Origin of the sequence: Streptomyces sp. NPDC086777, assembly GCF_040702065.1 — a bacterium.
GTDB lineage: Bacteria > Actinomycetota > Actinomycetes > Streptomycetales > Streptomycetaceae > Streptomyces.
Genome location: NZ_JBFBJI010000024.1, coordinates 131,774 through 143,798, shown reverse-complemented (window position 1 = coordinate 143,798; position 12,025 = coordinate 131,774). Strand labels below are relative to the sequence as shown.

Genomic DNA, 12,025 nt, shown 5'->3' with positions numbered 1-12,025 from the left:
GTCAGGTGCGTGCTCTCGGCGTGCCGGGCGCAGGCCCTCGTACGGGACGTACTCGGGTCTGCGCCCGGTGCGGCGAGTGGGGGTACCCCCTCTGGTGGAGCGTGCACGGCGTCGCGAGGCAGACGGGAATGGTCGGACAGGCCCTAGGACAGGGCGCCCTGGTCGCAGACCCGGCGGGCGACGTCGCGGAGCTTGACGTTGTTCTCCTGCGAGTAGCGGCGCAGTACGTCGAAGGCCTGCTCCTCGGTGAGGCGGTGGCTGCCCATGAGGATGCCCATGGCCTCGCCGATCAGGTGGCGGGTGGCGACGGCCTGCTCCAGCTGGGCCTGGGTGCGGGCGCTGGAGAAGGCGACCGCCGCGTGCGAGGCCAGCAGCCAGCCGGCCAGCTCGCCGGCCTCGGTGAAGGCGCCGGGCCGGCGGGAGTAGATGTTCAGCGCACCGAGTTCCTCGTCCTCGGTGTACAGCAGGAAGCCCATCATGCTGCCGACGCCGAGCCGGTGGATCTCGGGCGCGAAGGCGGGCCAGCACGGCTGCTCCCGGGTGAGGTCGCGGATCCGGAACACCCGCTCCCCCTCCCGGGTGCGGGCGGCGTCGAAGCAGGGCCCCTCGCCCAGCCGCTCCTGCAACAGGTCGCTGTCGACGACCAGTTGCTCGGTGGGCGCGAGCGTGCGCACCTTGCCCGCGTGCAGCACCAGGATGCCGGCCGCGTCGCAGCCCTCCACCAGCTCCACGGCCGATTCGGTGATCCGGCGCAGGGTGGCGTCGACCGACTCCTGCGCCAGCAGGTCCCGTGCCATCGCCGCCAGTTGCTGCGCGAACCGGGCCCAGTCCGCCACGCCCACCACCTCCCGGTCGGTTGCGCCGAAGCCGCGCCCTCAGCATGCCACGCCCACCGGACGCGGCCCACGAGGCGCCCGTGGCGCGGGAGCATGGGGTTCAGGCCCCGGCGGGATCCTCCGGCACGGCCGCGGCGGCGACCTCCGCGGCGACCTCGGCGACCACCGTGCGGGCCTGCCGCTCCGGGACGCCGGCGGCGATGAGCGTGGCGACGGCCGTGCGGGCGCCGTCGTCCTCGAACGTTCCGCCGTTGACCTCTTCCAGCAGGGCGATCACCATGCCCTCCAGGGCGGCGGCGAGCACCGCGGGCGGGAGGTGGGGGTGGAAGACGCCGTCCCGCTGGCCGCGCTCCACGACGGCCGCGGCCCGCAGCCGGGCCGGCCGGAGGATCCCGGTGACGCGTTCCGCGCCCAGGTCGCGATGGGCGAGGGCCAGCAGCATCCGGTAGCGGTCGCCCACCGGCCACATCGACAGGGAGAAGCGCGCCAGGGCCCGGTCGGCCGGCTCCTCGGGCTCCGCTCCCCGCGCCACGGCGGCCTGGAGCGTCTCCCCGGCCTCCTCGGCCAGCGCCTCCAGGAGCGCGGCCCGCCCCGGGAAGTGCCCGAAGAGCGTGCGCCGTACGACACCGGAGGCGCGGGCCAGCTCCTCCAGGGTGATGTCGGGGTTGCGGCCGAGTTCCCGGCGGGCGGTGGCCAGGATCCGCGCCCGGTTGGACCGTGCGTTGCGACGCTGCGGCACGCGGCCGACGGGCTGGGACACGGACTACCTCGATGAAGACCGGACGGACGGCGGGCGTCCTCATTCTGGCACGGGTGCCCCGGCACGGTGGACAACGTTGTCAGTAGGCGGGTGCGCCTGATGTCACCGGTGGCCGTGCCGTCGTCCCACCGGTGGCATCAGGCGCACCCGGAAGGCTCAGGTGCGGTCGACCAGCTCGCTCAGGGTCGCGGCCAGTTCGCCCACCGACTGCTCGCGCAGCAGGTGGTGGGCCGGTACCGGGATGTTCAGGGCCGACTCCAGGGTGCGCTGGAGGGTCAGCGCGGTGAGGGAGTCGATGCCCTGGGTGTAGAGGGGGCGGTTGCGGGCGATGCGGTGGGCCGGGGGGATGTCGAGGTGCTGGGCGAGGTTGCGGCAGAGGAACGTCTCGAACGCCTGCCTGCGGTCGTCGCCGGAGGTCTCGCGCAGGGCGCCCAGGTTCAGCGCGGTCGTCGGTGTGCCTGACACGGTCTCATCGTCCTTCCGGGTGGCGTGGTCGTGGCTGGGAACTGCGCAGTTCGCGGGGGTCGGGGCCGGGACGCGGGCCCGCGCCGTCGGACCACACCAGCCGGAACCGCCAGCGGTGCAGCCGCCAGCCGTCCGGGGTGCGGACCGCCTCTCCCTCGCTGTAGCCGCCGATGTCGAAGCGGCCGTCCGGGTCCGGGCCGTCCTCGTGGTGGACGTGGGACGCGACGAGGTGGACGCGGATCCGGGCGGTGTCGCCCGCCACCCGGATGCCGTAGTTGGCGGCCAGATGGTGGGTGCGGGCGAACCGGGACTTGCGGTCGTGGTGGAAGGCGGCGGCCCGGTCGCGGCCCTCGACGGTGCCGACCGGGAACTCCAGGCGGCAGTCCGGGGTGAAGACCGTGGCCGGCCAGGTGGGGTCGAAGCCGTGGTCGTCCTGGGTGTCGAGCAGGGTGATGTAGCGGTCGACCAGTTCGGCGACCGCCGCGCGGTCGGCGAGGGCGCCGAACTCCGCGCGCAGGGCGTCGAGTTCGGAGCGGAGTTCGGTGACCGTGTCGGGGCGGTCGAGGGGCGGGGAGGTCATGGGTCCGGGACTCCTATTCTGTCGGGGATGCGGGGGCCGCGGGGCCGCGGGCCGCGGGGCGGCCGGAAGTGCCGCGAAGTGCCGCCGGTCGGCCGCCGCGCCGTCGTGGCCGGGCGCACAGTTCCCCGCGCCCCCTCGGGGGCACCACCGAACCGCACGACAACCCAACGACCAAAAACGCCGCGACACGCCGCCGAGCAGCCACCGCGACGACGTCGCCGGGCGCACAGTTCCCCGCGCCCCCTCGGGGACGCCACCGAACCGCACGACGACCCAACGACCAAAAACGCCGCGACACGCCGCCGAGCAGCCACCGCGACGACGTCGCCGGGCGCACAGTTCCCCGCGCCCCCTCGGGGGCACCACCGAACCGCACGACGACCCGACGACCGGAAACGAAGTGGCGCCGGGCGGCTGCCGCGCCGTCGTCGCCGGGCGTGCGGTTTCGCGCGCCCCCTCGGGGGCGTCGGGCGGGCGTGCTCCTTCGGGGGTGCTCACGCTGCGTGGGTGCCGGTGAGGTGCCAGCCGCGGGGGTCGCGGTGGGGGGTGCGGCGTTCCGGGCGGCGCCAGCCGGCCACCGGGCGGGGCTCCAGCGGGCAGGGGTCCACCGCGGCCAGGGCGGCGGCGCGGGCGAGCAGGACGGTGGTGAGGGCGGCGAGCTCGGCGGGGCTCGCCTGCCCCTTCACGACCCGGATGACCAGCGCGCCCTCCGCGCCCTCCGGGTTCCGCGGCGCGCTCACTGCGGCGGGTTGCCGTGCTTGCGGCACGGCAGGTCGGCCTGCTTGCTGCGCAGCATGGCGAGGGCGCGGATGAGGGTGGAGCGGGTCTCCCGCGGGTCGATGACGTCGTCGATCAGACCACGCTCGGCCGCGTAGTAGGGGTGCATCAGCTCCGCCTGGTACTCCTTGATCTTCTGCGCGCGGGTGGACTCGGGGTCGTCCGCGGCCGCGATCTCCCGGCGGAAGATGACGTTCGCGGCGCCCTCGGCGCCCATCACGGCGATCTCGTTGGACGGCCAGGCGAGGGCGAGGTCGGTGCCGATGGACCGGGAGTCCATGACGATGTACGCGCCGCCGTACGCCTTGCGCAGCACCAGGGAGATCCGCGGCACGGTGGCGTTGCAGTACGCGTAGAGCAGCTTGGCGCCGCGCCGGATGATGCCGTTGTGCTCCTGGTCCACGCCGGGCAGGAAGCCGGGGACGTCGATCAGGGTGACCAGCGGGATGTTGAAGGCGTCGCAGAACTGCACGAACCGTGCGGCCTTTTCGCTGGCGTCGATGTCGAGGACCCCGGCGAACGAGGCCGGCTGGCTGGCGACGAGGCCGACGACCTCGCCGTCCAGCCGGGACAGCGCGCAGACCACGTTGGTGGCCCAGCCGGGCTGGATCTCGAAGTAGTCGCCGTCGTCGACGATCTCCTCGATGACGGTCCGGATGTCGTAGACCCTCCCGGGGTCGTCCGGGACCAGCTCCACCACCCGGTCGGTACGGCGGTCGGCCGGGTCGGTGGTCACCGAACGGGGCGGCAGGTCGCGGTTGTTGGACGGCAGCAGCGACAGCAGGTGCCGTACGTCCTCCATGCAGCCGCGTACGTCGTCGTAGGCGAAGTGGGCCACGCCGGAGGCGCCCGCGTGGACGTCGGCGCCGCCGAGGTCGTTCTGGGTGATCTCCTCGCCGGTCACCGCCTTCACCACGTCCGGTCCGGTGATGAACATCTGCGAGATGTCCCGCACCATGAAGACGAAGTCGGTCAGGGCGGGCGAGTAGGCGGCCCCGCCCGCGCACGGCCCGAGCATCACGCTGATCTGCGGGATCACCCCGGAGGCGCGGGTGTTGCGCTGGAAGATGCCGCCGTAGCCGGCCAGTGCCGAGACGCCCTCCTGGATCCGGGCGCCGGCGCCGTCGTTCAGCGAGACCAGCGGGGCCCCCGCCGCCATGGCCATGTCCATGATCTTGTGGATCTTCTGGGCGTGGGCCTCGCCGAGGGCGCCGCCGAAGATGCGGAAGTCGTGCGCATAGACGAAGACGGTGCGGCCGTGGACGGTGCCCCAGCCGGTGATCACCCCGTCCGTGTACGGACGTTTCTTCTCCAGGCCGAAGCCGGTGGCACGGTGCCGGCGGAGCATCTCGACCTCGTTGAACGACCCCTCGTCGAGCAGGAGTTCGATACGTTCGTACGCGGTGAGCTTGCCCTTGGCGTGCTGGCGCTCGGTCGCCAGGGGGTCGCCGTGCCGGGCGGCCTCCTTCATCAGGCCGAGCTCCTCGATGCGTTCGGCGGCGGTCCACTGGCCGCGGTGCTCACGGTCGTGCAGGCTCGGGCGGCCTACCTCACGATCGGCTTTCTGTTCGAGTGACATTGGCGGGTCACGCTCCCCAGTCGGATACTCGGGTGGTCACGCCCACGGGCACGCCCACCGTCCCGTCGGCGTCCAGGTCGACCGTCTCGCCCGCGTACAGCGCGGCCGGCGGCACCCAGCGCACGGTGACCTGGCCGGGTGCCGCGCCGCGCACCGCGACGGCCGCGTTGTGCCGGGGCCCGGACGGCAGGTCGAGCAGCGTCCAGCCGGCCGGCCTGCGGTAGGGGTCGGCGCCCAGGTAGTCGTGGCCGGGGTCGCGGGAGAGCCCGGTGCCGAGCGCCTTGAGATAGGCCTCCTTGCGGGTCCACAGCCGCCCGAAGGCGGCGCGGCGCTCCCCGGCGTCGCCGAGCGCGGCCAGCTCGGCCTGCTCCCCCGGGTGCAGGGCCGGGGTGCAGACCTCGACGGTCTCGGCCCGCGGCAGCCGCTCCACGTCGGCGCCGACGACCGTACGGGAGACGGCGACCACGGCCATCCCGTGGCTGTGCGCGAGGGAGAAGTGCAGCGGCGGGTCGGGGTGCACGACCGCCGGCCGGCCGTGCGGCTCGGCGCAGCCCGGGCAGGGTTCCCGCACGAACGGCACGTCCTGCGGCGGCAGCCCCAGGTAGCCGCCGAGCAGCCGGCGCAGGGCGACGTGCGCCGAGGCGTACGTCACCCCGTCCGCGGGCCGGACGAAGGACGCGGTCCGCCGGCGCTCCGGCTCGCTCAGCTCGGACAGGTCGAGCAGTTCGGCCGCGGTCTCCAGGGCGGCCCGGCGGACCAGCCAGACGTCCAGCTGCCCCGCGGCGGGCAGTCTCGGCGCGGCGGTGAGGGTGGCCGTGCCGAACTCCAGGACCGGCATCTGCCCGATCACCTCGGGCTCGGCACGTGGTGCGCGACCAGGTGGTGCTGGCTGCGGCCGGCGTGCTTGTGCGGGCTGTCCTCCGGACCGAGCTGGCCGGCCAGGCAGTCGACCAGCTCGGCCGCGCTGTTCGCACGCAGCAGCCGGTTGAGGTTGACGTCGACACGCAGCGCGGCCTCCATGCGGCGCTGCAGTTCCAGGCCGTTGATGGAGCCGATGCCGAGGCTGTTCATCGGACGGCCCACGGTGTCGATGCTCTCCGGTGCCACCCGCAGCACCCGGGCGAGTTCGCCGCGCACGTACGCGTCGATGAGCCGGGTGCGCTCGGCGAGGCCGACGGAGGCGAGGTGCGCGAGGCTGGGCGGCACCACCTCGACGATCTGGTCGCGCTCGAACTCGTAGTCCAGATCGTCGAGTTCGTCGTCCAGGTCGTCGAAGACCCAGCTCTGCGTTGTCTGGTCCATGGTCATTCCCCGTGGTGTGGTGAGGAGGGTGGGGGTGGGGTGCGAAGCAGGCCGGTGAGGCCGACGAGCAGGCCGAGGAAGCCGAGGGCGGCGACCAGGGTCAGCGCCGGCCGGCAGGCCGCCGCCGCGGCGGCCGGACCCGCGCCGGGGGCCGGCGCGTGGGCGGCGAGCAGGGCGGCGGCGAGCGCGACCGCGAGGACCGCGGCGAGCTGGACGGCCGTCTGGTACAGGCCGCTGCCGGTGAGCCGGTCGGCGGGGGCCAGGCGGGACATCGCCTGGATGTTGAGTGCGGCGAAGGAGAGCACGAAGGCGGCGCCGACCAGCAGGAGCGTGGGCAGCATCCGGCCGGGGTAGTCCAACGGCCACGGGTGCGGCCGCAGCTGGAGCAGCGCACCCGCGAACGCGCAGGCCGCGCCGGCCACGATGAGACGCGGGGCGCCGAACCTGGCGACCAGCCGGCCGGAGGCCGACGCGGTGAGCGCCGGGGGCGCGGCGGCCGGGAGCAGGGCGCACGCCGTACGGAGGGGGGACCAGCCGGCGAGGGTCTGGGTCTGATACGTCAGGACGAACAGGAGGCCCAGGTAGGAGCCGTTGAGGCAGGCGGCGCCGAGGGCGGAGCGGATGAGGGCGGGGCTGCGGCGCAGCGAGGAGGCGACGGTCAGGAGGGGGGCGGTGGCGCGTCGCTCGATCTGCCGGAACAGCAGCAGGAGGAGGGCGGCCGCGGTGAGGGGGGTGGTGGCGTGGGGGTCGGTCCAGCCGTGGGCGGGGAGTTGGGTGATGCCTTCGACCAGGGCCAGGAGGGCTCCTAGGAAGGTGAGGGCGCCAGGGATGTCGTAACGCTGTGCCGTCGTGGTCATGGTGCGGCGCCGTGGGGGCTGGTCGCGCAGTTCCCCGCGCCCCTTCGGGGCGCTCGGGCCGGTTTCCTTCGGGGCGCTCTGCGCGCCCCCTGTCGGAACGCTCGGACCCTTTGGGGCATCCGGTGCCTCCCCCGGTATCAGGCGCAGGCCGCACGCGAACAGCAGCAGCACCACCGGGGCCGGGAAGGCGAAGGCCCAGCGCCAGGAGGTCTCCGTCAGCCAGCCGGAGAGGAGGAGGCCCGCCGTGAAGCCGCCCGCGCCGAACAGGGTGTAGACGGAGACCGCCCTGCTGCGGGGCCTGCCCTCGGGGAAGGTGCTGGTGATGATGGCGAGGCCGGTGGGAGCCGTCAGGGCGGCGCAGAAGCCCTTGGTCAGGCGGGTGGCCAGGAGCAGCCAGGGGTCGTGGGCGAGGGCGCTGAGGGCTGAGGCGGCGGCGAAGGCCAGGAGGGCCGCGAGGTAGACGCGGCGGCGGCCGAGCAGGGTCACCACGCGGGCGCCGAAGAGGAGCAGGCCGCCGAAGCCGGCGGCGAAGCCGGTCATCACCCACTGGGTGACGGTCGGCGGCTGTCCCAGGTCCGTGCCGATGGCGGGCAGCGCCACCACCGCGACGGACACCTCCAGCGCGTCGATGAGCATGTTGCCGGCGAGGACGAGCAGCAGCCCCCACAGCCGGGGGCCGAACCGCTCGTCCGTGCCTGCGGCGACCGGCGCCGGAAAGGTCCTGGTCACCGCGTCACCCGAGGAGCGTGCCGCCGCTCGCGTCGACGAAGGAGCCGGTGACCCAGCGGGCGTCGTCGGAGACGAGGAAGGCGATGACGTCGGCGACGTCCTGCGGCTCGCCGACACGGTTGAAGGCGGACAGCGCGGACATGGCCTCGACGGCCTCGGGGATGTCGAACAGCGGGTTGCCGTTGCGGGTGATGCCCGGCGCCACGCTGTTCACGGTGATCCCGCGCGGGCCCAGCAGCTTGGCGTAGTGCAGTGCCAGTTGCTCCACGGCGCCCTTGCTCATGGCGTAGGCGATCTCGTCCGGGTTGGCGAACCGGGTGAGCCCGGACGAGATGTTCACGATCCGGCCGCCGTCGGGCATGTTGGCGAGCGCCCGCTGGATGACGAAGAACGGTGCCCGGGCGTTGACGGCGAAGATCCGGTCGAACTCCTCCGGGGTGGTGTCCTCGGCCTTGACCCCGCCCATCACGCCCGCGTTGTTGACGAGGATGTTCAGCTCGGTCTCGCCGGTGCGCTCCTTGAGCCCCGCCTCCAGGGCGAGGAACAACTCGTGGACGTCGCCCGGCGTGCCCAGTTCGGCGCCGACGGCGAAGGCCCGCCCGCCGTCCTTCTCGATCCCGGCGACCACCTCGGCGGCGGCCTCCGCGCCGGTCCCGTAGTGCACGGCGACCAGGGCACCGTCGGCGGCCAGCCGTTCGGCGGTGGCCCGGCCCATGCCCCGGCTGGCGCCGGTGACGAGGGCGGTCTTTCCGGCCAGGTTGCCCATCTTCCTTCTCCTGACGGTTGGTTGTGGTGTGAGGGGGGCGCGTGGGTCGGGTGCGAACCAGCGGCCGAGGGCCTCGTGCAGGCCGTCGGCCGTGGGGCCGGCCCAGGCGACGTAGCCGTCCGGGCGGACGAGCACGGCGGCGAGGCCGTCGAGGGGTCCTGCGGGTCGGGTGCGGACCGTGTCGACGGACGCCGACCAGTCCGCCGCCGCCCCGGCGAGCACCGGGTCCGTCACGAGCAGCAACCCCCGCGCCGGTCGCAGCAGTTCGGCCGTGGTCGCCCCGGAGTCGAGCCGCGTCTCCGGCAGCCGCGAGCCGGTCACCGACTGCCCGTCGTCGTCCCCGTACCGCACGTCGAGGCCGCTGATCGTGCCGGCGAGGTGCGTCCGGACCTTGTCGTAGGACGTGAGTTCGCCGACGACCGAACGCAGCGACTCGACCTCGGGCCCGCCGAGCAGCAGCCGGGCCTGGGCGCGGATGGTGGACAGGACGCGGCGCCCGACGGCGTGCCGTTCGTCGTGGTAGCTGTCGAGGAGTCCCGCCGGGGCCCGGCCGAGGACGGTGGCGGCGAGCTTCCAGCCGAGGTTCACGGCGTCCTGGAGGCCGAGGTTCAGGGCCTGGCCGCCGATCGGCATCTGCTGGTGGGCCGCGTCGCCGGCCAGCAGCACCCGGCCCGCACGGTAGCGCTCGGCCTGCCGGGAGGCGTCGCCGAAGGAGTTCACCCACAGCGGGATGCCGTGGCCGATGTCCTCGCCGGTGACGTCCCGCCAGGCGGCGACGATGTCGGCGAAGCGGGTCTGCGCGGTGCGCGGCGGGGTGCCGAACCGGTGGACCATCACCCGGGTGACCCCGTCGCCGCGCCGGGCGGCGACGGCGAGTCCGTTCGGCAGCCGCTCGAAGCGCCGGTTCGGGATGTCGATGCCGTCGACGTCGGCGCGGATCAGCTCCCGCCCGGCGGCGTCGCCGGGGAAGGCGATGCCCGCGAGACTCCGTACGGCCGACTGCTCGCCGTCGCAGCCGACGACGTACCGCGCGGTGAACTCCCGCCGGTGGCCCTGCTCCTCGGCCACCACGGTGACGTGGTCCGGGTGCTGCGTGAGGGCGAAGACCTGGTGTCCGCGCAGCACCCGCGCCCCGAGCCGCCGGGCCCAGGCGCCGAGGAGTTCCTCGGTGCGGGTCTGCGGGACCTTCCACTGCCCGGGGTGGCTGCTGGGCAGGGTGAGGTCGAGGGGCAGGCCGCCGAAGTGGCCGCGGGGCTCGTTCGGCGGCGGTTCGGGGTCGGCGAAGCCGCCGGGGCCGTCCAGCAGCCCGCGCTGCCGCAGCAGCTCCATGGTGCGTGCGTGCAGGGTGGACGCCCGGGACTCCGTCGTCGGGGCGGCCAGCCGTTCCAGGACGGTCACGTCGGCACCGCCGAGGCGCAGCTCCCCGGCGAGCATGAGCCCGACGGGTCCGGCGCCGACCACCAGGACGTGCGTGTCGACCGCGTCGGCACCGGCCATCGGTCAGCGCCTCGCTTCGGCGTACGCCTTGGCGTGGTTCAGGGTGGCGCGGCTGTTGGTGCTGAGCGCGCCCCGCACGTACTCCCGGGCCTCGGCGACGCCCGCCTCGGGACCGAGGATCTGCGCGATGTTCTCGGGGCGCAGGACGACGGTGTGCTGCGAGGAGGCGAAGGTGCCCTCGTCGGTCTCGCGGAAGGTCCAGTAGCCGGTGTGCAGGTTCATCAGGGCGGGCAGGGTGGTCTGCTTGTAGGCGATCTTCCGGCCGTCCAGGCAGACCCGGTACGACTTGGTGGTGTGCGTCGAGCCGTCCTTGGCTCGGGTGTCCATCTCCAGGGTCTGCAGGCCCGGGGTGTCCTCGGTGAGCCGGACGGTCGCCACGTGCGGCAGCCGCTCCGACCAGCGGTCGGCCTCGTTGACGAAGTCGTAGAGGTCCTTGGCGGCCCCGTCGACCCGCACGGTGTCCTCGAAGGAGAACGTCAGCTCCTGCGACGCGGTGGCGAGCTCGACGTTGGTCTTCAGCGCGGCCAGCTCGGAGCGGGAGTTGCGGTCGACGGCCTCGTCGATCCAGGCCAGGCCCGCCGGGTCGTCGCCGACGGCGGTGTAGTCGTGCAGCAGCCGCACCCGCGAGGCGTCCTCGCCGGCGGGCTCGATGATCCAGGTGCCGCCCATGCTCGCGACGGGCGGGGTGGAGACGGTCTGCCGGAAGGTGATCCGCAGGCCCTCGGGGTCCAGGACGCGGTGTGAGGTCCAGTTCTTGGCCTCGCCGTTGGCGGTGGCCCAGATCCCGATCAGCTCCTCGTTCCCGGAGCGCTCCAGGTGGTCGACGTAGATGGTCGGCGGGAAGATCCGCGGCCAGTTGGCCACGTCGGCGATCAGCCGGTAGACCTCGGCGGCCGGCGCCGAGACCGTGATCTCGTGCTCGACTTCCTTCGGCTCGGACATGGGTGAACTCCTAGAGGGTGCCGGGGGTTTCAGAAGTTGCCGAGGCCGCCGCAGACGTTGAGGGCCTGCGCGGTGATGGAGGCGGCGGTGTCGGAGGCGAGGTAGCCGACGAGGCCTGCGACCTCGTCCGGGGTCGAATAGCGGCCGAGCGGGATCTTCGCCGTGAACTTGTCGAGGATGGCGTCCTCGCTGGTGTCGTAGGCGGCGGCGTAACCGGCGCGCACCCGCTGGGCCATGGGCGTCTCGACGTACCCCGGGCAGACGGCGTTGACGGTGATGCCGGTGGGGGCCAGCTCGTTGCCGAGGGCCTTGGTGAAGCCGACCACGCCGTGCTTGGAGGCGGAGTACGGCGCTCCGAGCACGACGCCCTGCTTCCCGGCCGTGGACGCGATGTTGATGATCCGCCCCCGGCTCTTCTCCCGCATGCCGCCGGTGGTGAGGGCGGCGCGGGTGAGGCGGAAGACGCTGTTGAGGTTGGTCTCGACGACGTCGTACCAGAGCTCGTCGTCGATGTCGGCGGTCACGCCGCCGCCGGACCGGCCGGCGTTGTTGACCAGCACGTCGACGGTGCCGTACCGCTCCACGGCGGCCCGCACGAAGTTCTCGATGGACAGCGCGGACCGCACGTCGAGGACCGTCCCGTCGACGTCGAGCCCTTCCTCGCGCAGCTCCTTCACGGTCCGCTCGACGTTCCCGGCGTCGCGGGAGCCGATGAAGACGCGGTGGCCCTGCCGGGCCAGCAGCCGCGCCGAGGCGAGACCGATTCCGCTGGTGGCCCCGGAGACCAGGGCGACCCTCTGCTGCTGTTCGGACATGTCTGCAGCTCCCTTTCAGGGCATGGGGGAGCCGCCGGCCCAGCTGCGGCGTGAACGCGAACGGCCTGTTCAACTCGGACAACGTCATCGTCGCCCCCGGCGTCTCCAACGGCGCTCACC

The 12,025-nt window shown here is 73.6% G+C and carries 12 protein-coding genes; all 12 read right to left on the bottom strand.

Annotated features, from left to right (window positions below; genetic code table 11):
- Window positions 1-143 precede the first annotated feature (143 nt).
- Window positions 144-797: a GAF and ANTAR domain-containing protein gene (locus AB0472_RS30275; protein WP_366361000.1), complete on the bottom strand. Its 654-nt coding sequence runs from the start codon at window positions 795-797 to the stop codon at window positions 144-146.
- Window positions 798-936: 139 nt separating this feature from the next.
- Complete coding sequence (locus tag AB0472_RS30270; protein ID WP_366360982.1) at window positions 937-1,596, bottom strand: TetR family transcriptional regulator; 660 nt, start codon at window positions 1,594-1,596, stop codon at window positions 937-939.
- 156 nt (window positions 1,597-1,752) lie between these two features.
- Window positions 1,753-2,061, bottom strand: a complete 309-nt coding sequence (locus tag AB0472_RS30265; protein WP_366360980.1) for an acyl carrier protein — start codon at window positions 2,059-2,061, stop codon at window positions 1,753-1,755.
- Window positions 2,062-2,065: 4 nt separating this feature from the next.
- On the bottom strand, window positions 2,066-2,641 hold the full coding sequence (locus AB0472_RS30260) for a nuclear transport factor 2 family protein (protein WP_366360978.1): 576 nt from the start codon (window positions 2,639-2,641) through the stop codon (window positions 2,066-2,068).
- Window positions 2,642-3,135: 494 nt separating this feature from the next.
- A complete protein-coding gene (locus tag AB0472_RS30255) occupies window positions 3,136-3,381 on the bottom strand; it encodes an acyl-CoA carboxylase subunit epsilon (RefSeq protein WP_366360976.1) in 246 nt (81 codons plus the stop codon).
- A complete protein-coding gene (locus AB0472_RS30250; protein WP_366360998.1) occupies window positions 3,378-4,889 on the bottom strand; it encodes an acyl-CoA carboxylase subunit beta in 1,512 nt (503 codons plus the stop codon). The genes AB0472_RS30255 and AB0472_RS30250 overlap by 4 nt, the downstream gene beginning before the upstream one ends.
- Window positions 4,890-5,004: 115 nt before the next feature.
- The gene (locus AB0472_RS30245) at window positions 5,005-5,835 is read right to left on the bottom strand and encodes a 4'-phosphopantetheinyl transferase superfamily protein (protein ID WP_366360974.1); all 831 of its coding nucleotides are present in this window, start codon (window positions 5,833-5,835) and stop codon (window positions 5,005-5,007) included.
- An 8-nt stretch (window positions 5,836-5,843) separates the two neighbouring features.
- Window positions 5,844-6,299: an acyl carrier protein gene (locus AB0472_RS30240; RefSeq protein WP_366360972.1), complete on the bottom strand. Its 456-nt coding sequence runs from the start codon at window positions 6,297-6,299 to the stop codon at window positions 5,844-5,846.
- A 2-nt stretch (window positions 6,300-6,301) separates the two neighbouring features.
- The gene (locus AB0472_RS30235; RefSeq protein WP_366360970.1) at window positions 6,302-7,885 is read right to left on the bottom strand and encodes an MFS transporter; all 1,584 of its coding nucleotides are present in this window, start codon (window positions 7,883-7,885) and stop codon (window positions 6,302-6,304) included.
- 4 nt (window positions 7,886-7,889) lie between these two features.
- The gene (locus tag AB0472_RS30230; RefSeq protein ID WP_366360968.1) at window positions 7,890-10,148 is read right to left on the bottom strand and encodes an SDR family oxidoreductase; all 2,259 of its coding nucleotides are present in this window, start codon (window positions 10,146-10,148) and stop codon (window positions 7,890-7,892) included.
- Window positions 10,149-10,151: 3 nt separating this feature from the next.
- Window positions 10,152-11,090, bottom strand: coding sequence for an aromatase/cyclase (locus AB0472_RS30225; protein ID WP_366360966.1), 939 nt, complete (start codon window positions 11,088-11,090; stop codon window positions 10,152-10,154).
- Window positions 11,091-11,119: 29 nt separating this feature from the next.
- The gene (fabG, locus tag AB0472_RS30220) at window positions 11,120-11,905 is read right to left on the bottom strand and encodes a 3-oxoacyl-ACP reductase FabG (RefSeq protein WP_366360965.1); all 786 of its coding nucleotides are present in this window, start codon (window positions 11,903-11,905) and stop codon (window positions 11,120-11,122) included.
- Window positions 11,906-12,025: the final 120 nt, after the last annotated feature.

Excerpts from the sequence above, each read along its gene's own strand:
- AB0472_RS30275 (WP_366361000.1), bottom strand. The coding sequence starts at position 797 with ATGGCACGGGACCTGCTGGCGCAGGAGTCGGTCGACGCCACCCTGCGC.
- AB0472_RS30260 (WP_366360978.1), bottom strand. The coding sequence starts at position 2,641 with ATGACCTCCCCGCCCCTCGACCGCCCCGACACGGTCACCGAACTCCGC.
- AB0472_RS30250 (WP_366360998.1), bottom strand. The coding sequence starts at position 4,889 with ATGAAGGAGGCCGCCCGGCACGGCGACCCCCTGGCGACCGAGCGCCAG.
- AB0472_RS30245 (WP_366360974.1), bottom strand. The coding sequence starts at position 5,835 with ATGCCGGTCCTGGAGTTCGGCACGGCCACCCTCACCGCCGCGCCGAGA.
- AB0472_RS30240 (WP_366360972.1), bottom strand. The coding sequence starts at position 6,299 with ATGGACCAGACAACGCAGAGCTGGGTCTTCGACGACCTGGACGACGAA.
- AB0472_RS30230 (WP_366360968.1), bottom strand. The coding sequence starts at position 10,148 with ATGGCCGGTGCCGACGCGGTCGACACGCACGTCCTGGTGGTCGGCGCC.
- AB0472_RS30225 (WP_366360966.1), bottom strand. The coding sequence starts at position 11,090 with ATGTCCGAGCCGAAGGAAGTCGAGCACGAGATCACGGTCTCGGCGCCG.
- fabG (WP_366360965.1), bottom strand. The coding sequence starts at position 11,905 with ATGTCCGAACAGCAGCAGAGGGTCGCCCTGGTCTCCGGGGCCACCAGC.